The 24,659-nt window shown below is 41.1% G+C and carries 19 protein-coding genes; 9 read left to right on the top strand and 10 right to left on the bottom strand.

Annotation, left to right across the window (positions count from 1 at the left end; all coding sequences use genetic code 11):
- Window positions 1–108: 108 nt before the first annotated feature.
- The 4 genes from HGR01_RS17790 to HGR01_RS17775 all read right to left on the bottom strand — a co-directional run bounded on the left by HGR01_RS17790 (window position 109) and on the right by HGR01_RS17775 (window position 4,282).
- Entirely contained in the window at window positions 109–1,809 is a 1,701-nt protein-coding gene (locus HGR01_RS17790; protein WP_045867386.1) for a SulP family inorganic anion transporter, read from the bottom strand.
- A 25-nt stretch (window positions 1,810–1,834) separates the two neighbouring features.
- A complete protein-coding gene (locus tag HGR01_RS17785) occupies window positions 1,835–2,575 on the bottom strand; it encodes a hypothetical protein (RefSeq protein WP_045867385.1) in 741 nt (246 codons plus the stop codon).
- Between the two features lie 277 nt (window positions 2,576–2,852).
- On the bottom strand, window positions 2,853–3,875 hold the full coding sequence (locus HGR01_RS17780; protein ID WP_045867384.1) for an aromatic ring-hydroxylating oxygenase subunit alpha: 1,023 nt from the start codon (window positions 3,873–3,875) through the stop codon (window positions 2,853–2,855).
- Window positions 3,876–3,898: 23 nt separating this feature from the next.
- The gene (locus HGR01_RS17775; RefSeq protein WP_045867383.1) at window positions 3,899–4,282 is read right to left on the bottom strand and encodes an Mpo1-like protein; all 384 of its coding nucleotides are present in this window, start codon (window positions 4,280–4,282) and stop codon (window positions 3,899–3,901) included.
- Window positions 4,283–4,467: 185 nt separating this feature from the next.
- Between HGR01_RS17775 and HGR01_RS17770 the strand changes: the two genes are divergently transcribed.
- Complete coding sequence (locus HGR01_RS17770) at window positions 4,468–6,279, top strand: bifunctional serine/threonine-protein kinase/formylglycine-generating enzyme family protein (protein WP_045867382.1); 1,812 nt, start codon at window positions 4,468–4,470, stop codon at window positions 6,277–6,279.
- A gap of 155 nt (window positions 6,280–6,434) precedes the next feature.
- On the opposite strand, the gene HGR01_RS17765 is transcribed toward HGR01_RS17770, so the two are convergent.
- Window positions 6,435–7,928, bottom strand: coding sequence for a bifunctional metallophosphatase/5'-nucleotidase (locus tag HGR01_RS17765; RefSeq protein ID WP_045867381.1), 1,494 nt, complete (start codon window positions 7,926–7,928; stop codon window positions 6,435–6,437).
- Window positions 7,929–8,027: 99 nt separating this feature from the next.
- A complete protein-coding gene (locus tag HGR01_RS17760) occupies window positions 8,028–9,605 on the bottom strand; it encodes a glycoside hydrolase family 10 protein (protein ID WP_081583918.1) in 1,578 nt (525 codons plus the stop codon).
- An 8-nt stretch (window positions 9,606–9,613) separates the two neighbouring features.
- On the opposite strand from HGR01_RS17760, the gene HGR01_RS17755 reads away from it, so the two are divergent.
- The 3 genes from HGR01_RS17755 to HGR01_RS17745 all read left to right on the top strand — a co-directional run bounded on the left by HGR01_RS17755 (window position 9,614) and on the right by HGR01_RS17745 (window position 11,965).
- Window positions 9,614–9,751, top strand: coding sequence for a hypothetical protein (locus HGR01_RS17755; protein ID WP_210403051.1), 138 nt, complete (start codon window positions 9,614–9,616; stop codon window positions 9,749–9,751).
- A 277-nt stretch (window positions 9,752–10,028) separates the two neighbouring features.
- Window positions 10,029–11,660, top strand: a complete 1,632-nt coding sequence (locus HGR01_RS17750; protein WP_045867380.1) for a cyclic peptide export ABC transporter — start codon at window positions 10,029–10,031, stop codon at window positions 11,658–11,660.
- Window positions 11,661–11,836: 176 nt separating this feature from the next.
- Entirely contained in the window at window positions 11,837–11,965 is a 129-nt protein-coding gene (locus HGR01_RS17745; protein ID WP_264267016.1) for a hypothetical protein, read from the top strand.
- A gap of 118 nt (window positions 11,966–12,083) precedes the next feature.
- Here HGR01_RS17745 and HGR01_RS17740 read toward each other — a convergent pair whose 3' ends face one another.
- Window positions 12,084–12,407, bottom strand: a complete 324-nt coding sequence (locus tag HGR01_RS17740; RefSeq protein ID WP_045867379.1) for a hypothetical protein — start codon at window positions 12,405–12,407, stop codon at window positions 12,084–12,086.
- Window positions 12,408–12,859: 452 nt separating this feature from the next.
- On the opposite strand from HGR01_RS17740, the gene HGR01_RS17735 reads away from it, so the two are divergent.
- Window positions 12,860–14,347 carry an NB-ARC domain-containing protein gene (locus HGR01_RS17735; RefSeq protein ID WP_045867378.1) on the top strand — a complete coding sequence of 496 codons (1,488 nt, stop codon included), beginning with the start codon at window positions 12,860–12,862 and terminating at the stop codon, window positions 14,345–14,347.
- A 214-nt stretch (window positions 14,348–14,561) separates the two neighbouring features.
- Window positions 14,562–15,350, top strand: coding sequence for an SDR family oxidoreductase (locus HGR01_RS17730; RefSeq protein ID WP_045867377.1), 789 nt, complete (start codon window positions 14,562–14,564; stop codon window positions 15,348–15,350).
- 45 nt (window positions 15,351–15,395) lie between these two features.
- Here the strand turns inward: HGR01_RS17730 and HGR01_RS17725 are convergent, their stop codons facing one another.
- Together HGR01_RS17725 and HGR01_RS17720 are read right to left on the bottom strand one after the other, a co-directional pair.
- A complete protein-coding gene (locus tag HGR01_RS17725) occupies window positions 15,396–15,602 on the bottom strand; it encodes a DUF4351 domain-containing protein (RefSeq protein WP_052335019.1) in 207 nt (68 codons plus the stop codon).
- Between the two features lie 50 nt (window positions 15,603–15,652).
- The gene (locus HGR01_RS17720) at window positions 15,653–16,537 is read right to left on the bottom strand and encodes a DUF4351 domain-containing protein (protein ID WP_045867376.1); all 885 of its coding nucleotides are present in this window, start codon (window positions 16,535–16,537) and stop codon (window positions 15,653–15,655) included.
- A gap of 384 nt (window positions 16,538–16,921) precedes the next feature.
- On the opposite strand from HGR01_RS17720, the gene treZ reads away from it, so the two are divergent.
- The 3 genes from treZ to HGR01_RS17705 all read left to right on the top strand — a co-directional run bounded on the left by treZ (window position 16,922) and on the right by HGR01_RS17705 (window position 23,580).
- A complete protein-coding gene (gene treZ, locus HGR01_RS17715; protein WP_045867375.1) occupies window positions 16,922–18,772 on the top strand; it encodes a malto-oligosyltrehalose trehalohydrolase in 1,851 nt (616 codons plus the stop codon).
- Between the two features lie 210 nt (window positions 18,773–18,982).
- On the top strand, window positions 18,983–21,778 hold the full coding sequence (treY, locus tag HGR01_RS17710; protein ID WP_045867374.1) for a malto-oligosyltrehalose synthase: 2,796 nt from the start codon (window positions 18,983–18,985) through the stop codon (window positions 21,776–21,778).
- 281 nt (window positions 21,779–22,059) lie between these two features.
- Window positions 22,060–23,580 (top strand): trehalase family glycosidase, encoded by a 1,521-nt coding sequence (locus tag HGR01_RS17705; protein WP_045867373.1) that lies wholly within the window; start codon window positions 22,060–22,062, stop codon window positions 23,578–23,580.
- Window positions 23,581–23,703: 123 nt separating this feature from the next.
- Here the strand turns inward: HGR01_RS17705 and HGR01_RS17700 are convergent, their stop codons facing one another.
- Window positions 23,704–24,639: a putative 2-dehydropantoate 2-reductase gene (locus tag HGR01_RS17700; RefSeq protein ID WP_045867372.1), complete on the bottom strand. Its 936-nt coding sequence runs from the start codon at window positions 24,637–24,639 to the stop codon at window positions 23,704–23,706.
- Between the last annotated feature and the right edge of the window lie 20 nt (window positions 24,640–24,659).

Raw genomic sequence — 24,659 nt, 5'->3', positions numbered from 1 at the left:
TATATATTATTTAAAATAATTTATTGGTGGTGCGTTAGGCTTCGCCGTAACGCACCCTACGATTTAACTATCTACACTCAATGAATCGGTGTTTATCGACAGTTAATTTCAATCATTTAATTCCAACAACTCTGGAGATTTTAAATTAGCCGCTACAGATTGAGAAGATTGAGGAGTAATAGAGTAAATAGCATCTGTAGTTGTTTCAAAGCAATTAGATAACCCAATTGTTTGTAACAATCCCGAACGTTCTAATAACTGTTGAACCTGTGGCTGTAAACCTGTGAGAATTAAACGACAATTATGCCTTTCTAAGTCGTGATAAATATCCTCTAAAGCTACCAAACCAGTTGTGTCCATATTCGGTACAAACCGCAACCGCAAAATTAAATACTTCACTTCTGGTTGCTCTCTGAGGAAGGTAACAAACCTTTCCGCAGCACCAAAAAATACAGGCCCATCTACACGATAAACCGCTATTTCTTTGCTTAATTCTAAAGGAATCCCTGGGGGAAATACTTCTGTTTCTGGGATTTTCGCCAAGCTTAAATCGCTCATCCGCTTGATAAATAATGCGCCAGCTGCAATCAATCCCACTTCTACAGCCAGAACCAAATCAAATAATATTGTGACTAGCCAGGTGAGAATCATCACCGCAAAGTCGGAGTAGGTAGCGCGTAGCAGTAAGCCAATCGCTTCCCACTCAATCATCCGCAGACTAACTACCATCAAAATCCCCGCCAACGCTGCTAAGGGAATCTGCGCTGCGAGGGGTGCTAAAGTTAACACAATCAGCGCTAAAGCAACGCCGTGAATTACCCCAGATAACCGGGTTTTACCACCAGAACGGACGTTAACCGCAGTTCGCGCGATCGCACCTGTGGCGGGAATGCCACCGAAAAATGGAATAATGATATTGGCTAAACCTTGACCAATTAATTCGCGATCGCTGTTGTGTTTTTCGCTCACCGTCATCCCATCAGCCACGACTGCTGACAGCAAGGATTCAATACTACCCAGTGCGGCTAAAGCCAAAGCTGGATTAATCAGTTCGCGAATTAAGCCAAAATCATTCCAGTGGGGAATACCTTGCAGCATCGGTAAAGCTTGCGGGATGGCTCCAATAGTGGGAACATCAAGATGCAAATAAGATGCGATCGCAGTTGCTAACACCAACCCCATCAACGAACCGGGTATTGTCGTATTAATCTTGGGCCATAAAAGATTTGTTGCAATTACCAGCATTGCTAATAAAACTGCTGCCCAATTTAACGCTTCTACATGAGTTAAAGTTTGCCAAAGTCCTGGTAAAAAATGTTCTTGGCGTGGTAATTTTAACCCAAAGAAATTATTTAATTGACCACAAAAAATAATAACGGCAATCCCATTAGTAAAACCAGCCGTTACTGGATAGGGAATAAATTTAACCAATTGTCCCAGTTTGGCGATTCCTAAAGCAATCTGGATGATTCCAGCCATTACCCCAGCAATCCAAACTTTTTCTAATCCGTACTTGGCGACAATTCCCACCAAAATTACAGCCATTGCACCTGTAGGGCCTGTAATTTGTACTGGTGAACCGCCAAAAATTGCTGCGACAATTCCTGCCACAATAGCAGTGTAAAGTCCCGCCTTTGGTTCCACACCACTAGCCACCGCAAAGGCTAAAGCTAAAGGTAAGGCTACCACAGCAGCCGTCAATCCTCCCGCCAAATCGCCCCGCAGGTTACTCAACAAGCGACTAACATCAAAAAATTGTGGTGCTTCTACAGTCTTAGCTATTACTATCTCTTCATTTTTAACTTTCATAGGCAAGTTGATAGACGCATAGATTTTAAATCAGAACCGAATCCTGGATAAATTCTAACAACGCTTCCGAATGCCACATTCTTTGTCCAGCACGAGTAAGATTGTCATAACTGATTTCAGTTAAACACACCAATTCATCCCCTTGGCGATAATCTGGGTTTTTTTGTTCAAAAAACTGGATATGGGGGTTAGTCTGTCTTCCTATAGGAATTTCAATTAAATTCTCGCGCAGAATTTGCGGATTTTGGAAGCGAACAATACCACTGGCTTGTTGATAAGAATCACCATAATATTGCTGTCCCAAACTCCCCATCAGGTTAGTGATATGAGTAGGTGTGATGATATTGTGGCGGGGGTAAAACTCTTGCCAAAAAGTCGGGAGAAAGCGGTAAGTACGAAAGCCAGAACAAATTAGCAGCCAGTATAACTTATTTTCTACATAGTGTTGGCGCAGAAAATTCACAGCATTGATCCAGGAACGCGGTAGCGTTGTACTCGACCAAGCACTAGGATCGACAATCGTATCGCCAGAATAAATTACACTAATTTGCTCTCCTGCAAAAGTCGTCTGGCTCAACATCAGAGTTGAAAAGCCTTTCAGGGTATGGGTGATGTCATCCCGCAATAACAACACCCAGTTTTTGCGCTCTAAATCAGCCTGAAAGCCATCCCAGGTTACACCTTTAAAATGATTATCTAGCAGCGCATACATAGCAATGCGATCGCTTAGATGCAAATTTTGAATAGGAACCAGCGAACTCTTCATTATCGGTAATTACTTAAAAATAATTAGATACAAGCTATCAATTAACACTTTAACTAGTTGGTTGCTAAAGTTACATACTAATGTGACAGATTTTCAAATGGTTATTGATTAGATTATGAATTATGAATTAAAATCGGAAGTATCAGTAATATGTGTTAAATGTATATTTTCGATATAATTTGTCACTAAAAACATCATTAAAGCGCTTTATAGAACACCATAAAATATGGTGCGTTAGCCTATGGCATAACACACCCTACGATTTAATTTTATTGATTTAATTTTGAATTTTAACTTTTGAATTTACCCCAGATTTTGACCAGCGAGAAGGTTCTAGTTGGTTAACATATTCCATATATTGAGCCAATGGCTGATCGATACTCAAAAGTAATTTAGGATTAAAGCGAATATTATCGTAAATCTTACCGTCTTCATCTCTGAGCATATAGTAAGCCAAGCGAGTACAAAATAGCAAAAATCTACTCAGCAAATATCCCACAAATCCTTGACGTTTTGCAGTTACATAAATAGGTTGGATACGCGTTCTACCAGGTGCTATGGGAGTATAAGCATATATCATGTGCAACGGCGGAAATAGCCGCACATTTTTCATCATTGTTAACAACCCAATGCACCCATTAGCATAACGCATTGAATACTCATAGGTAGAACCCAGAAATTTGTTACCTAACCTTTCTCTCCAGGTGGTTTCGGGAAATTTTCCCCGCATTGAAAAGTCAATTTGTGTACCTAATTCGCTACGATGTAGCGACAAATCCATTTTGATATCTAAATGATGAATTGTTTTTAAATGTTGAGCATCAATCCCATTCATCATACAAATATGGTGATGACAGCTTCTCTCAAATGCTGTATCAGGTTGTGCAACAATTTCTTGACCCTTTAATTCATCAAAATCAGCCACACCTTCTGGCGCTACAGCATCAGGATAAACCCAGATAAAACCATACTTTTCTATTGTTGCATAAGCTTGTACTTTCGCCTGATTCGGAATCTCTGATTGGCAAGGAATATTTTGACAAATTCCTGTTTCATCAAATCCCCAATGATGAAACGCGCAACGAATCCAATTACCGTCAACTTGTCCAATCCCTAAATCTGTTCCCAAATGTGGACAATAAGCATCCAAAGCACGCACTTGTCCATCTTCACCACGAAATATGGTAATTCTTTGACCACAAATTTCTACAGATTTGGCTTGTTTTTGGGCTAATTCTTTACTAGGGCAGGCAATATACCAACCCTTAGCAACTATATTCCAATTATTAAATATTTGCATAATTATTTATTTATATTTTTACTTCATACTTCATCTTTAGATGATTGATAATTATTCAATATTTCTTGCCGTTGGCGAATATCATCTTGATATTTACCCATGAGTACCCTCAGTAGCATTTTACCTAAACAGTAAGAAGCGCGCCAAGAAAACACTGCATCTTGTAAATCTATATGGCTACGCTCAAATAAGAAATGTCCAGTTAAGCCAATTAACTGAGTTAATGGTAAGCCCAAGAGTAACCATAAGTTTTGCAGATGCCAAGCAGAAAATAGCAATCCGTAGAAAAAGAATATACCTACGATATGGAAAGCTATATTAAGAGGATACTGATGTTTGAGAACAAAAATATCCCAATAATCTGTAAAAGGATGATCCAGTATTTGATTATTAATTCGATTTCTCAACTTGGCTTCCTATATTGCGACAAGGTCAAACAATTTTGGATTTTGGATTGACTCCATAGATAAATCTAGAGGCGTGAGGATTCTATAGCATCTTGAAATGAATTTTATTTGCGTTCAAAAAAATCGGCAATTTTCTGCATGAACTTTGGGAATTATAAAGCAGAAAACCTTAATAATCCCAAATTATGCAAATCTGTCAAAATCTTCATTGCTCAAATCCCTTTAACCCTGATAGTAACAAGTTTTGCATGAGTTGCGGACACAGCAACTTTGGTAAGCTACTGGGAAACCGCTACCGCGTCTTAAAACTATTAGGTGAAGGCGGGTTTGGCAAGACTTACGCCGCAGAAGATACAGGTAGATTTGATGATGCTTGTGTTATCAAACAATTCTTTCCTCAAGTATCGGGAACCGCCGCATTAACTAAAGCAGCAGAATTATTTAAGCAAGAAGCAAAACGTCTGTTTGAATTGGGAGAAAATCACCCTCAAATTCCTAGATTATTAGCTTATTTTGAACAAGGCTCAAGCTTATATTTAGTACAAGAATTTATTCAAGGACAGAATTTATTAGCAGAACTACACCAACAAGCCTTTAGCGAAGAACAAATTCAGCAACTTTTAGCTGATTTATTACCAGTTCTGCAATTTATCCACGATCGCAACGTCATTCATCGAGATATTAAACCAGAAAATATCATGCGCCGTCAAAAAGATGGCAAACTCGTGTTGATTGACTTTGGTGGTGCACAACAAGTCACCCAAACGAGTTTAGCAAAAAAAGCCACCGGAATTTATACTATCGGTTATGCGCCAAGTGAGCAAATGGCAGGATTTGCTTCACCAGCCAGTGATTTATATGCCTTGGGTGCAACTTGTGCGCGTTTGTTAACTCAATGTTTGGCTACACAAGATGCAAATGGAAATCTCTGCGATCGCCTTTATGATGCTTATAATGCTCAATGGTTATGGCGCGAAAGGTTACAAGAAAAATGTGTAACGATAAGTGATGAGTTAGGACAAATTCTCGACAAGTTACTTAAACACTTGGCAAGGGAAAGATATCAATCGGCAGTAGAAGTTTTACAACATTTGAATTTTAACAAGGCTAAAGTTGCATCATTAATTAAAACAATTCTACAACATCAATCTTTACCTGCTAATACTAACCCAACAATTCATCCTTCACAGCTAAAAACCTTTAAATTTCATACCATAACAGTAAACATAAAAGGTAAAGAAATTAGCCGTCAGCATTGTAGTGCAAAATTTTTTGTAGAAGACTTAGGAAACCGAGTGACTTTAGAAATGGTATCTATTCCTAGTGGTACATTCATGATGGGTTCATCACAAGGAGAAGGAGAAAATAGTGAAAAACCACAGCATGAAGTTAAAGTTATTGAGTTCTTTATAGGTAAATATGAAGTCACCCAAGTACAGTATCAAGTAATTATGGATCTTAAACCTTCAAAATTTGCTAGTAATGGCGCAAACCGGCCTGTAGAAAACGTAAGTTGGTATGATGCAGTAAAATTTTGTCAAAAATTAAGCCAGAAAACAGGACGTATTTATCGACTACCCAGTGAAGCTGAATGGGAATATGCGTGTCGTGCTGGAACTACTACACCTTTTTATTTTGGTGAAGCTATTACTAGTAACTTAGCCAACTACGACGGCAATTATGCATATGCTTCAGGGCAAAAAGGCCAATATCGCCAGCAGACAACGCGAGTGGGTAGTTTTGCACCCAATGCCTTTGGTTTATATGATATGCACGGTAATGTATGGGAATGGTGCCAAGATGATTATCATGAAAATTACCAAGGTGCGCCCACTGATGGTAGTGCTTGGCTAAGTAGTGGAGATAATAATTATCGATTACTGCGCGGTGGTTCGTGGTACAACGTTCCAGGTTATTGCCGTAGTGCTAATCGCAGTAAAATCAGAGCAGATAACTTTAACCTATACATTGGTTTTCGTATCGCATTAAGTATGTAGGGTGTGTTGTCGCGCAGCGCAACGCACCGAGACAATATAAACGGCTCCAGGTGCGTTAGCCTAAGGCATAACACACCCTACTTTAAACTTATATTTGTTTATATACATTGAAATTTTCTCGTCAATTTACTTAATTAATCCAGTCATTTTACTATCTATTTAGCATATACATGACTCTTCATTTGGTCAATTACAGCAAAACGAATATCTCGCTTTTGGGCAATTAACTTAATACCTGGCTGTTGCAAATTTAAAAAATCTAATCCTATTTCTTTACCACTAATTAAAAACTCAGTAGTAGCAACTTTATAAGTTCTTTTAACATCAAGTGGTTGATTATTAATTAACCAATTTCCTGAATTGGCTTCTTGAGTAACTTTGGCTATTTGCAAATAGCCACCAGTACCTTTATTAAGTTGTCCTTGATCCAATACCTTTTTTAACAGCGCTCCATTTATCTCTATCGCCACAACTTTACCGCCAAAAGGTAGTATGCGAATCACATCATATTGAGTAATTGGGCCTGGTGGAATCACATCATCAATCCGAATTGAACCACCATTAAATACAGCTAAATCGGCATCGGGTAATTCTTTCAACATCGCCGCCGCAATTAAATCTGTTAACTGAGTGGATTTATTGCGGATGCTAGATTCTAAACCATCTAAAGCAAATGAAAGTTTTGCAATTTGCTCATCTGGATTAAAACCATTGGCGCGGAATGCTTGATAACCTTTTTCTAGCCATTCTCTGACTACCTTTGCTGTTTTTGGTTCATCAGGAATTTTTTCGGTAATGGGTACTAGCCGGGAGTTAACAGCCAAACTTTTTTTAACAGTATCGTAAGTCAATTGGTGAACGTAAACGGTACGAGCATTAGCATCAGCTTTAAAAATCGGTGTTAAATCTCGACCCCGCCATGCCTGGATATTTTCATGCTCGTGACCACCTAGAATAATATCAATTTCTGGTACAGCTTCGGCTAGTTGGATATCGCTGCTATAGGGCAAATGGGTAATGGCAACTATAATATCCGCTTTCCCTTTCAGTTCCTTGACTTGCTGTTTAGCTGTTGCAATGGGATCTGTGTAACTAACGTACTTAGCCGGATTACTATTCAAGGTAAGACCAATTAAACCTACCCTGACTACAGCACCGCGATCGCCTTTCACATTCAAGACGATGGCACGAGGTACACTTTTGAAAGGCTGTCCTTTGCTATCTGATACATTACTCGATACCCAGCGAAAGCGAGATTCTTGCAGTCTTTGATAGAAAAGCTGTTCTGGTAAGTCAAATTCATGATTACCAAAAGTCGCATAGTCAAAGCCGACAGCATTCATCACCGCTACCATTTGCTGACCGGCTAGCGGTACACCATTAATTTTCGCTGTTCCTAAAGCCGAAGGGCTAAATGCATCTCCTGCTAACACCGTGTATGTACGAGGGTTGGCGTTGTAAAGTTGTTGACGTAGTGTCGCCACACGCGCCAACCCGCCACGAGTTCCCCCTTCTACTGGAGTGATTTCATAGATGTCATTTAGTTGCAGCAGGTTAATATTCACAATTTCTGCTAATGCTGGAGTAGCTAAAGCTACCATTGCCAATAGCTGGAAAACAATGCTGCATCCCTTCGGGATTAGTCTCATATTTAGCTGGTAATCACTTTGAATCTACGGAATTGATTTTACATGAGTTGAGGAGACGCGATGAATCGCGTCTGTACAAGAGTCCCCAATCCCCAATCCCTAACCCCCAATAGCTGGTTGTCCCTGAGTACCGTAGCGATTGACTGCGGAAATGGCGACGCTATCAATCTTGGTGGGAGAATTAGCACTGTTGAATAAGTAGGAAGTTTGCGAGCCGGGAAGGATGGTTGTATTCCACTGATTGCCAGTTTTGGTTTGCATTACCCACAACCAAGCTTTTTCCGGTGCTGGAGATTGCCAAGTCAGTTTATTGATTTTACCTGTTGCATCGCGCTCAACGTTGAGTATAGGTTGAGCAGGTTGGGTCTTATCTAACCAAGGAGAAGCGGGAATCAGCGCAGGTGTTGAGTAAGCTTCCTTTTCTAGTAGATTGGAGATGCGATCGCGATTTTGCATGATCGGCTTCATACTATAGTGAATGTTGCCTGTTGAGCCTGCAGAATTACGCGTTGACTTAATTTGAGAGATAATTTCATTAGCTGGCCAAGCAGCTGAACTGCGATCGCCTACACGACTAGTATAATTACCCGGCCAAATATGTCTTCCTAGTTGGTTCTGCTGAATCCACCAATCAAGCAACATCGGATAACTTTGTTGCGCCTTGTCAATTTTCCAATATAACTGGGGCGAAAAGTAATCTAACCAGCCATTGATTAACCATTGACGAGAATCAGCATATATCTGATTGTACGCATCGAAAGGCCCGCCACCATTAGCACTCTTTGTCTGCGCTGGGTAACCTGGTCGCCAAATCCCAAAAGGACTAATACCAAACTTCACCCAAGGTTTTTCTTGTTTAATTGCTTGATAGAGATGCTGCACCAATTTGTTAATGTTGTCCCGTCTCCAGTCATCACGGCTGAGTTTCCCTCCAGTTTGCTGGTATTTCTGCCAACTGGGTGCATCAGGAAAATCTATTGTCCGTCTACGACTATCTTGTTCGGGATAAGGATAAAAATAATCGTCAAGATGGACTCCGTCTATGTCGTAGCGCTTGACGACATCCATCACCACATTGACAGTATAGTCTTGAACTTCTGGCTCACCTGGATCTAACCAAAGATATCTACCATACTTCTTCACCCAATCGGGATGCGCTTTACTAACATGGTTAGCCGCTACTGCTGATTTTGATTGACCGTGACGGGCGCGGTAGGGATTAAACCAAGCGTGTAATTCTATGCCGCGCTTGTGTGCTTCATTAACGGCAAAAGCTAGGGGGTCGTAATTGGGTGATGGTGCTTTACCCATTTCTCCGGTCAAAAATTCCGACCAAGGTTCATAAGCAGAAGCATACAAAGCATCAGCAGCCGGGCGTACCTGCAAAATTACCGCATTCAATTTTAAAGAAGCAGCGCGATCGAGCATAGCAGTAAGTTCTGCTTGCTGCTGTGATGATGTTAATCCTGGTCTGGAAGGCCAATCAATATTAGCGACTGTCGCAATCCATGCACCCCGAAACTCTCGTGTCGGTTGAGGAGGGAGAGCCTGAGATTGTATTGGGGGAAAGGTTTCTGCGGAATAGACTGCGGGCGTAACTGTCAGTAGTAATGTAGTAATAAAAATTGCTATTAAATAGCAGGAACGTAGTTTTTTACGGAATAACAAGCGAAACATTTTGATCATTGGGAGTTGGTGAGGAGAAGCAAGTCGGGCGGATGAGGGAGATGAGGGAGGTGAGGGGGATGAGGGGGATGAGGGAGATGAGGGGGATGAGGGAGATGAGGGGGATGAGGGGGATGAGGGGGATGAGGGAGAAATAGCAAAACCCAATTACCTATTACCCATTACCCATTACCCATTACCCAGTCCCCAGTCCCCAGTCCCCAGTCCCCAGTCTCCAGTCCCCATTCCCCATGACGACCTTATTTTATGAACCATTCGTTTGACAAGTAGCAGGCAGATCTTGTTCCCTGAAACTATTGCTGTGCCTGAAAAACTGATAAATTCTGTTTATAGAATGGAATAATAAAGGGTTAACAATATCCATTTCTTTCTTACCCCTGGAGAGCGCTAGCCAGCAATCGGTAATTATATTTCATGAATCTGATTTATTTTCTTTTACGTTCTTCATGGGGACTTGTTGCGATCGCGATCGTTACTGGATTCCTGAGTGGTGGTAGTAGTGCGGGATTAATTGCCCTCATTAGTTCTGCTGCTAATCCCGGTACCTCGTCACCCCTAACAGTTATAGCTTGGGGCTTTGTTGGTTTGTCCATAATTGCATTAGTTACCAGTATCATTTCTCAGGTGATGTTGGTTCGCCTCTCACAAAATGCCATCTTGCAATTACGGATGGGTTTAAGCCGTCAAATACTGGGTTCGGAGTTAAGCCATTTAGAACATTTAGGCAATCCTCGACTATTAGCAACTCTCACAGAGGATGTACAAGCTGTAGCGAATGCGGTGTATATCATTCCTTTCCTCTGCATTGATATTTCAATGGTTTTGGGTTGTCTGGTATATATTACTTGGCTATCTTGGATTGTACTGTTCTCCGTTATTGTTTTGATGCTGGTAGGTGTAGGCAGCTGCCAATGGTTGTTGAATAAAGGCGAGAAATTGCTGGCGTTAGCACGTGAGGATCAAGATGTTTTATTTAAGCATTTAGGCACCATCACTGGGGGAGTTAAGGAACTTAAACTTAATTATCAACGCCGTCAAATATTTTTAACCAAAAACCTCCAAACCACAGCCGATAATTTCCGCAATCACAATGTCCAAGGACTTACCCTATTTGCTACCACTACAAGCTGGGGAAAGTTGCTGTTCTTTTTTGCGATCGGTTTTTTACTGTTTGCATTACCTAAACTACTAACTATTAGTCCACAAACTCTCTCTGGCTTCATCTTGACCTTTACTTATTTGATGTTGCCAATGGATAATATTATCAACAATCTGCCCCAAATCAGCAAAGCTAATGTCGCTTTGCAAAAGATAGAATCTCTGGGTTTATCTTTAGCTAGTCGTGCGGAAGTATCGACAACAGTACCGCCCAAGTTTAAATCTACTTGGCAGACTCTAAAACTGAAGGGAATTAGCCATACATATTACACCGAGCAAGAAGATAGTAGCTTTATTCTTGGCCCTATTGATTTAAAATTGTCTCCGCAAGAATTGGTATTTATTGTAGGCGGTAATGGTAGCGGTAAATCGACTCTGGCAAAGCTGATTACTGGACTCTACATCCCTGAAAAAGGAGAGATTTTATTAGATGGTGAGCCAATTAACGAACAAAATCGAGAATGGTATCGCCAGCATTTTTCTGTAGTGTTTTCTGATTTCTATTTATTTGATGAACTTTTAGGCATAGAAAATCCTGATTTAGATATTCAAGCTACAAAATACTTGAAGCAACTGCAACTTGACCATAAAGTAAAAGTAGAAAATGGCAAACTTTCTACCACTTCTCTTTCTCAAGGACAGCGTAAAAGGTTAGCTTTACTCACAGCTTTATTAGAAGATAGACCAATTTATCTATTTGATGAATGGGCAGCAGACCAAGACCCATTATTCAAAGAAATATTTTACACTCAGCTATTAGCAGAATTGCGAGCTAAAGGTAAAACGGTGATTGCAATTAGCCACGACGATCGCTATTTCCATTTAGCGGATCGGGTCATCAAGTTAGACTACGGTAAAATTGAGTATGACCATGAATATGGTAAATAATCACTCGCTGGCATTTTGTTATAAAAATAGTATTTGATTGATGAAATACACAGGTGCGTTACGCCAAAGGCTAACGCACCCTACAAATGAAAAACTCCACCCACAAGGGGATGGAGTTTTAGGGCATCGGGAATGGGGAACTCGGGGCCCCCTCTGGGGATAAGGGGTAATGGGGCATGGGTAAGAGTTCCCAATGCCCAATGCCCAATGCCCCAAGTCGGCGGGCGGCTATCCCTCTCCACCCACAAGGGGATGGAGTTTCCCGCCGACTTCCAATGAATATCAAGTATTTTAGCGAGATTTAGATCCCCGACTTTTTCAAAAAGTCGGGGATCTGGGCAACAACGTTTACTTGAGTAAGTGCTACTCTACTATACAAATACTAAAAGTTATGGGCAATTTTACTCGCAAGAATCCTAATTATCAATTGGGTAATGTATTAGGGTTTTTGCTAGGTAGATTGTCTTTTTTAATCTGCTGTATCGAGTTTATCTTGAGTACAGGTTCCTTCTGTTCAAGTTGTCTTGTTTGGAGATTTTGAATTTCTCTCTCCATCAAATATTGCCCTTGTCTAAAAAATTGCTCGGAACTTGATGGTACTAAGTCACGAGATAAATGTTGCGCTTGTTGTGGCGTTAAACTAGGAATTTGTTGAGCATTAACAGCATTTTGACCTGCTAATAAAAAAGCTGTGGAAAAACCCAAGGCTGTTACTTTTAAAAAGCGGGTAAATATCAAGTTCAACATGATTTATACCTCTCTACCATAAATGCTAGTTCAAACCATGTTGTATTGGTCTGACCATTACTAAAATAAAATGATTTACTGCTGGATAACCTCCTGCTAATGGGTTAATTCATCAACGAATTCAACAACACAATATTGAAGAAATTATCACAAAATAATTTTCTCTTACTAAAGATTTGAGTCCGGATATTTAAATTTAAAGTCTTGAATACAAATTTATAAAATGTCGGCGGTAAACTTTATTACTTTATTGGTGGAGAGAAACAGGACACAGTGCCGCCATGACTTGGAAACTGCATCTGCTTGTGAGTTGAGTTTTTATACAGCAAATTGCAAGTTTGCTAGGTAAAGCTTATCGTCGATTGTAGGGAAACAAATATTGTTTTACTCTAGCTATCTGTTTTATTTACTTAAAAAACACTGTAATTTATCGGACATTATATAAAAATTGTATGTCAAACTCACTGAGGGCATCGACAGCAGGATTAACAATTGTAGACAAGGCGCGCCAACGTCTAGGATGGACGAAAACCAGTACGGCGCGATGGTGGCAAGATGCCCATACTTCTAGAGCTACTTTACGTCGATTTTGGCAAGGCGATCGCATTCAACGCGAAATTTTCATTGCTATTTGCGAAGCTGTGGGGATTACCGATTGGGAAGCGATCGCAGATGCTTCTGGGCTAGAATTGGAAGTTATTGCAGACTTCTCTAATCCTTACATTGATTGGCATGATGCACCTGATGTAGAAAGCTTTTATGGACGCAATCAGGAATTGCAGCAGCTAGAACAATGGATTTTAGCTGGTTGTAAAGTAGTTACTATTGTTGGAATTGCGGGGATTGGTAAAACTGCTTTGGCGTTGGCTTTGGCGGATTGGATGCAGTCAAAATTTGATTGTTTAATTTGGCGATCGCTTTCTACTGTACCTTCCCTAATCTCTTTGCTGGATGCGCTGGTGCATAACTTTGAGGAAACTGTTATTCATGATATTCAGCAAGGAACAGCACAACTTTTACACCACTTGCACAAACGTCGCTGTCTGCTAATCCTCGATGGCTTAGATGGGGTTTTGTCGCCGCCAGAATATACTCAATTTATCCAAAAAATTAGCCGCGATCGCCATCAAAGTTGCATCCTGATTACCAGTCGCGAACAACCAAGCGCGATTGAAATCAACAATCAAACAGTTAGCTGTGTAAGCCTCAAGGGTTTACCAAAAACTGAGGCTTTAGAACTATTGCAATCTAGAGGCTTTACCACTAAACAACTGGGAATCTCAGCGTTAATTCAACTTTATCGCGGAAATCCTCTAGCGCTGAAACTTGTCACCTCATTAATTGAGTCTGTGTTTGCAGGGAATATTACGGCATTTTTGAGTCAGAATACCCTAGTAATTGGCGATCGCTTACGTTTTATCTTGAAACAACAATTCCAGCAATTATCGGAATTACAACAAGATATTCTCTATTGGCTAGCTATTTGGCAAGAACCTGTATCATTCTCGCGTTTACAAACTCATCTGCTGATATCCATCGATCCAGCGATGGTGTTAGAAGCAATTATGGCATTAGAAAGGCGATCGCTTTTAGAAAAATGGGTGGGTATGGGAGAAGCCTCATTTACCTTGCAACCCTTAGTAATGAAAATCGTCACCGATGAATTGGTAGAACAGGCTGCAAAAGAGATGCAACAGGTAGCGCAGACTCTTGAGATTCATCATTTTAAGCTTTTGCGAACCCATTGGTTACTGCGTCCTGGTAGTGATGATATTGTAGGCGATCGCATTTTGCATCAACTGCGAGAAAATCTTTGGCGGTTGTATGGTGCGACTCTACCAGAAACCCTAAATCAGGTACTATTGCTGTTGAAGGATAAATCTCCTTGGGCGATTGGTTACATTGCTTGTAATCTCACCGCATTGCTATTCAAAAGTTGATGGACGCAGATAAATTTATTTGTAATTCAATAGATTAATACCAATTTGAAGAATGATCGCTGCAAATGTAGGTTGGGTTGAGGAACGAAACCCAACACCCCAACGCCTTGTATATGTTGGGTTTCACTCCGTTTAACCCAACCTACGCATCTGTCGCATTCTTTTTTAAAATTGGTATAAGAAAGGCTATAATTCGTAGTTTATAATTTTGAAAATGCTTTTTTTAGATAAAGTTGTTTGGATTACTGGCGCATCTTCTGGGATTGGGGAAGCATTAGCTTACCAATTTGCTAATCAAGGTGCAAAGCTAATTATTTCCTCAAGAAAAGAAACGGAATTACAAAGAGTTAAACAGCAAATCAAGAGCGAATGTTTAATTATTCCCTTGGATATTACCAATAATATAGCCGTAGAAAATGCAGTTAATACAGCTATAAATCATTATGGCAAAGTAGATATATTAGTAAATAATGCAGGTATTAGCCAACGTTCTTTAGCTGTTGATACTCAGGAAATAGTTGACAGAAAAATTATGGAAGTCAACTATTTTGGCACGATTAATATAACTAAAAAAGTTCTGCCATATATGATTAAACAAGGTGGCGGACAAATTGCGGTGACTTCCAGCCTCGTAGGAAAATTTGGCTTTCCGCTACGTTCAGCCTATGCAGCCTCAAAACACGCGCTACATGGATGGTTTGAAACATTACAGATAGAATTAAAACCAGAAAATAATATTTTTATTACTATAGTTTGTCCTGGGCGAATTAAAACTAATATTTCATCAAATGCTTTAACTGCTGATGGCAGTTTACATCAGCAAATGGATGAAGGGCAAGCAAAAGGGATGACGGCTGAGATTTGCGCGCAAAAAATTATCAAAAGTATTTATCGCCAGCAGCAAGAAGTTTATATTGGCGGTGCTGATATTTTGATGGTGTATTTTAAAAGATATTTACCATCATTATTTTATTGGATAGCAAAGCGAATTAACCCCACTTGAATTTCGTTTTTGGGAACAATTTAGTGAGTGCGATCGCCAATTATTTTACTCTGACAATCCCTGCAACCAATTGACTAAATCCTCTTGGCTAGTAAAATCTAACAAAGCTTCGCCTAAATCTTCTAATTGGGTATTAGGTAATTGGAGAATTTTTTCTTGCAATTCCAGTGCGATCGCACCTACTTTCCGGTTAAGTTGGCGCATAATTATTTCCTGTTTGCCTTCTAATTGCCAACTAGTAACAATTTCCATAACTTAACTCGTGTTTTGCTGATTCAGTTTTAGTTGACTTGATTTTACCCTCACACTGCCTGCAACCAATTTACTAAATCTTCTTGACTATTAAAATCTAACAACGCTTCGCCTAAATCTTCTAATTGGGTATTAGGTAATTCGAGAATCTTTTCTTGTAATTTCGGTGTGATCGCACCAACTTTCCGGTTTAGTTGACGTATAATTATTTCCTGTTTGCCTTCTAATTGCCAACTAGTAACAATTTCCATAACTACCTCTTGTTTGACTGGTTCAAATTTAGCAATCTCAGTTTTAAAAATCTCTTGTTCTGCTGCGTTTAACTTGAGATAAGTATCAACAAAGCCAGAAATCATTTTCATTCTGGCTGGATCAAGTCGTAAAGTTGCTAACAAACGCAAGCATTCAGACTTGACTCGGGGACGTTCTGAGGGTGCTATATTCATTTTAGCCATGAGGGCGCTGGCTACGGGGTTTTCTTGTTGTAAAAAGTCACGCCAGTTTAATTGATTGAGTTGAACTACCCCATAGTTAAATTCTAAAACTGTTTTGTCGGGAAACTCGACACGGTAAATATTCGTTTGGGGTGTGCGTGGGGTGTCGTAAGAAAATATAACGATGGGATATACAGGTAATGCGTGCTTTTCAAATAAGCGCGCAAAATATCGAAACATTCTCCGCCCAAAATCAGCTTGGGGGTAGGATTGGTTTTCGATATGGACGAGAAAAAATGTCTCTTGTTCTCGGAATCTGATTTGTGCTACTAAATCGGCTTCGTATTGTTCGCCAGCAGTAACATCGGTAAATACTTCTTTGTCTAGAAATTTTAATGATTCAGGTTCTAGATAAGCCATTACCTGGGGAAAGAATAATTCTAAAAATTCGAGAAAGAATGTAGAAATTAGTTCTTTAAATAAACGGTCGTGATCAATCATGTGAATATTGCTGTACTCATCTAGAGATGCTCATAATTGCATTTTCTCATGGGTACTGATTCTTGATTTGCCAGCCAATATCAAGTAATTTGAGCAAATTACTCAATTCGATAGAGTTTTTTTCATGAATATTCTCTATATAGGTGAATAGACAAGCTTTTCGGCTGAAAAAAATCCGCCTGTGGGTGCTGGTAAATTCTCTGCTAGACAATCCATGATGCTATCTGGCAGGATTTTTTGCTTACCAATTCCTATTTTGTAATTTAGAAAGTCAGATTAAATATGATTTTCTAAACATTAAATCTGTTCCTAGATTTTGCAGAATTGGCATAACCAAAAGTCAAGCCACAATTCGGCACACATTATCTAACGGGAGGATACTGCGTGAGGACTGGTGCTAACTACTTGGGTAACGGAGAGTGTGAGTTTACAGTTTGGTCGCCTACACTAAATAGCGTGGCGCTGCAAATTTTATCACCACAAGAACAAATAATTCCGCTCAAACCTCATATAGAAGCGGGATACTGGCAAATCAAAATAAATGATGTCTATCCTGATACGCTTTATCGCTATGTTTTGGATGGCGAAAATGCTTTTGCCGATCCTGCATCACACTATCAACCCGAAGGAGTTCACGGCCCCTCGCAGGTAATCGATCCGCAGTTTAATTGGACAGATGACAACTGGACTGGTGTGCCTTTAGAAGCGATGATTTTCTATGAACTTCACGTAGGCACATTTACACCGGAAGGTACTTTTAAAGCGATTATTCCCCGGTTGGCGGAACTTAGAGAAGTGGGAATTAACGCTATTGAACTTATGCCTATTGCCCAGTTCCCCGGCGATACCCATATTCAACCGGATTTAGCATACCGGAACTGGGGTTATGATGGCGTTTACCCTTTTGCTGTGCAAAATTCCTACGGTACACCAGCCGATTTAAAGGAACTGGTGAATGCTTGTCATCAACATGGGATTGCGGTAGTGCTGGATGTGGTTTATAACCACTTTGGCCCAGAAGGTAACTATATGGGTCAATTTGCGCCTTATTTTACTAAAACCTATAAAACCCCTTGGGGCAATGCAATGAATTTCGATGATGCCCACAGTCAAGGTGTGCGTCACTATTTCATCCAAAATGCGCTGTATTGGTTGGGAGAATTTCATATTGATGCTTTGCGGCTGGATGCAATTCAGGCGATTTACGATTTAGGCGCAAAACATTTTCTGTGGGAATTAGCGGAAGCAGTACATCACTTTTGCCAGAATGCTAATTGCAAACGCTATTTAATTGCCGAAAGTGACTTAAATAATCCCCAAATCATCCGCCCACCAGAATTGGGTGGTTATGGGCTGGATGCACAGTGGAGTGATGACTTTCACCACGCATTACACGCATTGTTAACAGGCGATCGCCAAGGATATTATCAAGATTATGGTGAATGCGCTCAACTAGCCAAAGCTTACCAAGATACCTTCGTCTACGATTGGCTATACGCGCCCCATCGTAAACGATTTCATGGTATTCCCTGCCGCGATCGCCCGCCATTTCAATTTTCCGTTTGCATCCAAAATCACGACCAAATCGGCAATCAAATGAAGGGCGATCGCCTGTGGAATCGCATTTCTTTTGAAGGATTAAAATTAGCTGCTGGTGCTGTGCTGCTATCGCCTTACTTACCTTTATTATTCATGGGTGAAGAATACGGCGAAACTGCACCTTTCATGTATTTTGTGAGTCACTCCGACCCTGATTTAATTCAAGCAGTCAGGGCAGGGCGTAAACAAGAATTTGCAGCGTTTCACTATGATGAAGATCCACCAGATCCAGAATCAGCAGAAACATTTTTGAATTGTAAACTCAACTGGCAATTACGTAACGAAGGTAAGCACAAGGTTTTATTAGATTGGCATCGTGAGTTAATTAATTGGCGCAAAACCCATCCCGCACTTTTGAAAAAAGACCGCAATTGCATCGAAGCAACTAGCAATGAAGAGAAACAATTAGTGATAGTGCGGCGTTGGAGTGAAGCCAATCAAGTAATATTTGCCATGAATTTTAATCAATCTCCCATAACATTAACTTTACCAATTGAAAGCACTGCTCATAAAAAATTAGACTCAGCCGATACATTATGGTCTGGCCCTGGTTCACCAGCACCGAATAATTTAGCTGTAGGACAAGAATTGCAACTGCAACCTCACAGTTTAGTGCTGTATGAATTAGAGTCTTAATTTCTCTTCTTCTCTGTGTTCTCTGCGTCTCTGTGGTTCGTTTAAAAGAAATCTCACGCCAAGGCGCAAAGACGCAAAGACATAATCTAATTCAAATTTATCAATTCAAACAACAGTCATCATGAACTGCGTACACCAGCACGCATAAAAATCTCTCTTCCCAGTCAACAGTCATCCGTCAACAGTCAACACTATTTACAAGTCAATATTATGCGAATTCCTAAAGCTACATATCGAATTCAATTTACATCGCAATTTAACTTTGACAACGCCAAAGCGATCGCAGCTTACTTGGCTGATTTAGGTATCTCCGATTTATACGCCTCCCCTATCTTCAAAGCTAGATCCGGTAGTACGCATGGCTATGATGTAGTAGATGCTGCTCAACTTAATCCCGAATTAGGTAGTACAGAATCCTTTGAAGCCTTAGTCAGCGAACTCCAATCCCTTGGTATGGGATGGTTACAAGACATTGTACCTAACCACATGGCTTATAGTAGCGAAAACGCCTACTTAATGGATGTATTAGAACATGGCCCAGATTCCAGCTATACCGACTACTTCGATTTATGCTGGAATGTACCCTTTGGCGATCGCGAACAGCGCATACTCGCACCTTTGCTGGGAGACTTTTATGGTGTTTCCCTAGAAAAGGGAGACATTCAATTGCAATATGAACAAAACGGGTTAACTGTTAATTATTACAGTTTAAAATTGCCCCTGCGGTTAGAATCTTACACCAAATTCCTCACTTATAATCTGGGCAGACTTACCCGGACTTTAGGACGCAATCATCCCGATTTTATTAAATTATTAGGGATTCTCTACATTCTGAAAAACGTCCCTTCTGAGGTGGCTGGTAAACAGCGTCAAGACCAAATCGCCTTTATTAAAGGTTTAGTTTGGGAACTATATACTACTAACGATGATATCCGCGAGTTCATTGACGATAACCTGAAAACATTCAACGGCGAACCAGGTAATTCCGAAAGCTTTAATTTGCTCGATGACATCCTCAAAGAGCAATTTTATCGCCTCGCTTTTTGGAAAGTTGGCGCGGAAGAAATGAACTATCGTCGCTTCTTTACCGTCAATGAACTGATTTCGGTGAAAGTTGAAGAACTGCGGGTTTTTAATAACACCCATAGCTTAATTCAAAAGTTAGTAGCAGAAGGCAAATTTACAGGCTTACGCATTGACCATATTGACGGACTTTATAACCCCAGCCAATATTTAGAAAGACTGCAAGAAAAAATGGGTGATGTCTATATCACTGTTGAAAAAATCTTGGAACTCACAGAAGATTTGCCAGAAAACTGGAGAATTGCAGGTACATCTGGTTATGACTTTTTAAACTATATCAATGGCGTATTCTGTCAATCAGCAAACGAGTCAGAATTTGAGCAAATTTATCAGAAATTTATCGGTAATAAAGTAGATTATGCATCCCTTGTCAACAAGAATAAGCACCTGATTCTAGAAAAGAATTTAGCAGGAGACGTTGATAATTTAGCGATTTTGTTAAAGAATATTTCCAGCAAATATCGCTTTGGCAATGATTTTACAGTCAACGGCTTAAAAAGAGCGATCGCAGAAATTCTCACTCTCTTCCCTATTTACCGCACCTATATTACACCTGACGGCATTCAAGAAGGCGATCGCGCCTACATTGAGGAAGTAATTCGCCAAGCCAAAGTCCAAGCGCCTTTGTTACAGCATGAAATGGACTTCATTGAAAAGCTGATGCTACTGGAGTTTGATGACTCCCTCACGCAAACAGAACGGGAACAATGGCTATATTTTGTCATGCGGATGCAGCAATACACCGGGCCTTTGATGGCGAAAGGCGTAGAAGACACCACATTATATTCCTACAACTGCTTTATCTCCCTCAATGAAGTCGGCGGAAATCCCAGTCATTTTGGTATTTCTCTGGGCGAATTCCATAATTTTAACCACAAGCACCAACAAACTTGGCCCCATACTATGAACACCACCGCCACCCACGACACCAAGCGGGGTGAAGATGTGCGCGCTAGGTTAAATGTGCTGTCAGAAATTCCTGATGAGTGGGAACAGCGAGTTAACAAGTGGAGTAGCATGAATCAAGGGCATAAAAGCAAGCGCAAAAATGCAACTATGCCCGATCGCAATGACGAATATTTTCTCTATCAAACCTTAGTCGGGGCGTTTCCCTTCGCGGAACATGAATATTCAACCTTTGGAGAAAGGGTGAAAGAATACATCATTAAATCGATTCGGGAAGCCAAAGTACATACAGCATGGTTGCGTCCCGATAGCGAGTATGAAGAGGCTTGTACATCATTTGTGGAGAAAGTTCTAGATCCATCTATCTCCCAAGACTTCCTCACAGATTTCCGCGAATTTCAACAGCGCATTGCCAACTATGGTATCTTCAACTCCCTTTCTCAAACTCTACTAAAAATTGTTGCCCCTGGCGTACCCGACTTTTACCAAGGAACCGAACTTTGGGAACTCAGCTTAGTAGATCCCGATAACCGTCGCCCCGTAGATTTTGAACAACGCCAGAGTTATTTAAGCGACATCAAACAGCAAATCAAAACCGACATTCTGGGCTTAATTGCGGAATTACTCACCGCCAAAACCGATGGGAGAATCAAACTCTTTTTAACAGTACAAGCCCTAAAAGCCAGAATCGATTACCTGCAACTATTCCAAGACGGTGAATATCTCCCCTTAGAAATCCAGGGAACCCATGCCGATCATATTATCGCCTTTGCCAGACAGCAGGGAAATCAAACAGCGATCGCGATCGCCCCACGCTTTTTCACCAGCCTTATTCAACCTGAGGAATATCCCTTAGGCGAATCGGTATGGCAAGATACACATCTGCAATTACCTAAAGGAACCTCCGCCACCTGGAAAAACCTGCTAACTCAGCAATCCCTAGAAGCGACAGGAACATTATCTATCGGCGCAGCACTGGCGCATTTTCCCGTAGCTTTGTTAGTGAGTAATGAGTAATGAGTAATGAGTAATGAGTAATGAGTAATGAGTGTTACTGTAAACGTTTCGCATTACTAAACCCATCCTGATTAAAACCACAGAGGCGCAGAGAACACAGAGAAATATTTTTTATACCATTATGCGACAGATGGGCACGGCATCCACAATCTTGTGGCGTATCAAATTATCTTACTGGTGCCGTGCCCCTACAAAGAATTTATTTGTCGCAAACATTAGCGCTTAATTCTTCCATTCGCCTCCGCGCCTCTGCGTGAGAAAAAATTTTCCATAAATTGCTTATGACACCTCAAACTTCCACCCAATCCCCATTTACCAGCAAACAAATTGAAGCTGTCAGAACATATATCAAAAAAACCTGGAAAACCCTAAGGCGATCGCACTCACATTTACTGCAATCTGCCAAAGATGCCAAACTAGAACATAAACCCGATAGCCCTTGGATTATCTACATTTCCCCTAGAGAAGATTGTCCCAATGTTCAGTCCGTCTTAGAGCGATCGCTATCTAAAGAAGATGTCCGCCAAATCGAAATTCGCACCCTACCCCCCGAAGCCGAAGCCATCCGAGAACATGGATTGCTATATCTCCCCGGCGATTACGTTGTTCCAGGCGGACGTTTTAACGAAATGTACGGCTGGGACAGTTACTTTATTTTGCTAGGTTTATTACGTGATGGCGAATTGGATTTAGCCCAAAGTCAAGTTGATCAGTTACTTTACCAAGTACAGCATTACGGCACAATCCTTAATGCCAACCGTACTTATATGCTGTCGCGATCGCAACCCCCCGTCCTCAGCCTCATGGTTTTGGCAATGTTTCAGCATAGCCAAGATGAAGAATGGCTGAGGTCAACAGTACCGCTATTAGAGCAATTTTACTATTACTGGGTAGTCCCGCCCCACCTCAACCCTGCCACAGGGTTATCCAGATATTATGCTTTAGGCGAAGGCCCAGCACCAGAAGTATTATTCTCCGAACGCGATGAGGAAGGAAAAAACCACTACGAACGCGTCAAAGAATACTACCAAAAATTTGAAATCGAAGATTATGATGTCAGCCTTTACTATGACCGAGAAACAGACGAATTAAGCAATCTGTTTTACAAAGGCGATCGCACCATGCGCGAATCTGGCTTTGATATCAGCAATCGCTTTGGCCCCTTTAGTATTGATATTATCCATTATGCGCCCGTCTGCCTCAACAGCTTGCTTTACCAAATGGAACAAGACTTGGCGCAAATCAATGATATTCTCGGTAACGAACAACTAGCCCAACAATGGCGCGATCGCGCAGAAGTCAGACGCGATCGCATCGATCAATGTCTTTGGGATGAACCCCAGGGACTTTATCTCGACTATCACTTTCAAACTCAAACACGCCGCAAATACGAATTTGCTACCACCTTTTATCCCCTGTGGGTGGGAGTCGCTTCCGACGCACAAGCCAAACGCGTCGTTGAAAATCTCTCCATCTTTGAAGCCCCAGGCGGATTATTTACCAGCACCCGCGTTACAGGTAACCAATGGGATGCACCCTTTGGCTGGGCACCCTTAACATTAATTGCTGTCCAAGGATTGCACCGTTACGGCTATCATCAAGAAGGCGATCGCATCGCCCGCAAATTCTTAGCTATGGTAATTAAAGAATTTGAGCGTCGCGGTAGCCTAGTCGAAAAATACGACGTAGAACGCTGTTCCGCCAACGTTTCCGACGAAATCTGCTTTGGCTACAGTTCCAACGAAGTCGGCTTCGGCTGGACAAACGGTGTAGTACTCGAACTCCTCGCAACCTTGAGGTGAGTCAACAGTCAACAGTCAACAGTCAACAGTCAAAAGTATAACCGTAGGGTGTGTTGTCGCGCAGCGCAACGCACCACCAATCATCCCAGGTGCTTTACCCCAATCCCCAATCCCCAATCCCCATTACCCATTCCCCCTATCCAAAAACTTCAACTGCTGATACAAACACCGAATCAACCGTAAATCCACCCCTGCGGCTTGCGCCTTCCGTAACGGATTCCCAAAAATCGCTTCCACTTCCAAAGGGCGACGTTCATCATAATCAATCTTCATGCTGGTACGGTAAGGCTTCATCTTCACCGTATAATCCAACATAGTTTGAATAAAACTCTCAGCAATCACCCTCCCCCCCGTCTTCGCCCCAGCGCTAACTTCATACATCACCTGTTCAACTAACTCACGGGTGTGCATATTCGCCATTAACTCATCAGTTCTGGCGTTGAGAATTACAGACAACCCATTATAGGGAATATTCCACACCAGTTTTTTCCATCGCCCCAGTAATAAGTCTTCAGTTAACTCTATAGCGATACCTGCATTAGTAAAGTCATCAGCTATTTGCTGCATCCTGGGTGTCATCCCCATCGGATTGTAGTTAGCAGCATATTCTCCCAAGGTAATTTGTCCATAGTCCAGGTGACGGATATGTCCATCTGCAACTTTGTTGGAACAGAGAAAACACAACCCACCAATAATAGTCACATTATCAACTATCTGAGCAACTTCCTCTTCTACCGCCAATCCATTTTGCAACACCAACACCACCCCATTCTCCTTAACCACGGGCGGTAACATCTGCGGTAGTAAATGGTTTTGTGTAGTTTTCAGCGACACCACCACCACATCGCATTGTGGCATTTTGGCGACATCATCGTAGGCATTGACTTGAGTCAGGGTGAAATCACCATCAATTGATTCCACCACCAAACCCGATTTACTGACATATTCATAATCACTTCTCAGCAAAAAGTGGACATCTAAACCAGCTTTTTGCAGCTTGGCACCATAAAAACCACCTAATGCACCAGTGCCTAAAATGGCGTAACTACGCTCGGACATTTTACCTACAATGATATTTT

Origin of the sequence: Tolypothrix sp. PCC 7712, assembly GCF_025860405.1 — a bacterium.
Lineage (GTDB): Bacteria > Cyanobacteriota > Cyanobacteriia > Cyanobacteriales > Nostocaceae > Aulosira > Aulosira diplosiphon.
This window is presented reverse-complemented; position numbering and strand designations above follow the sequence as displayed.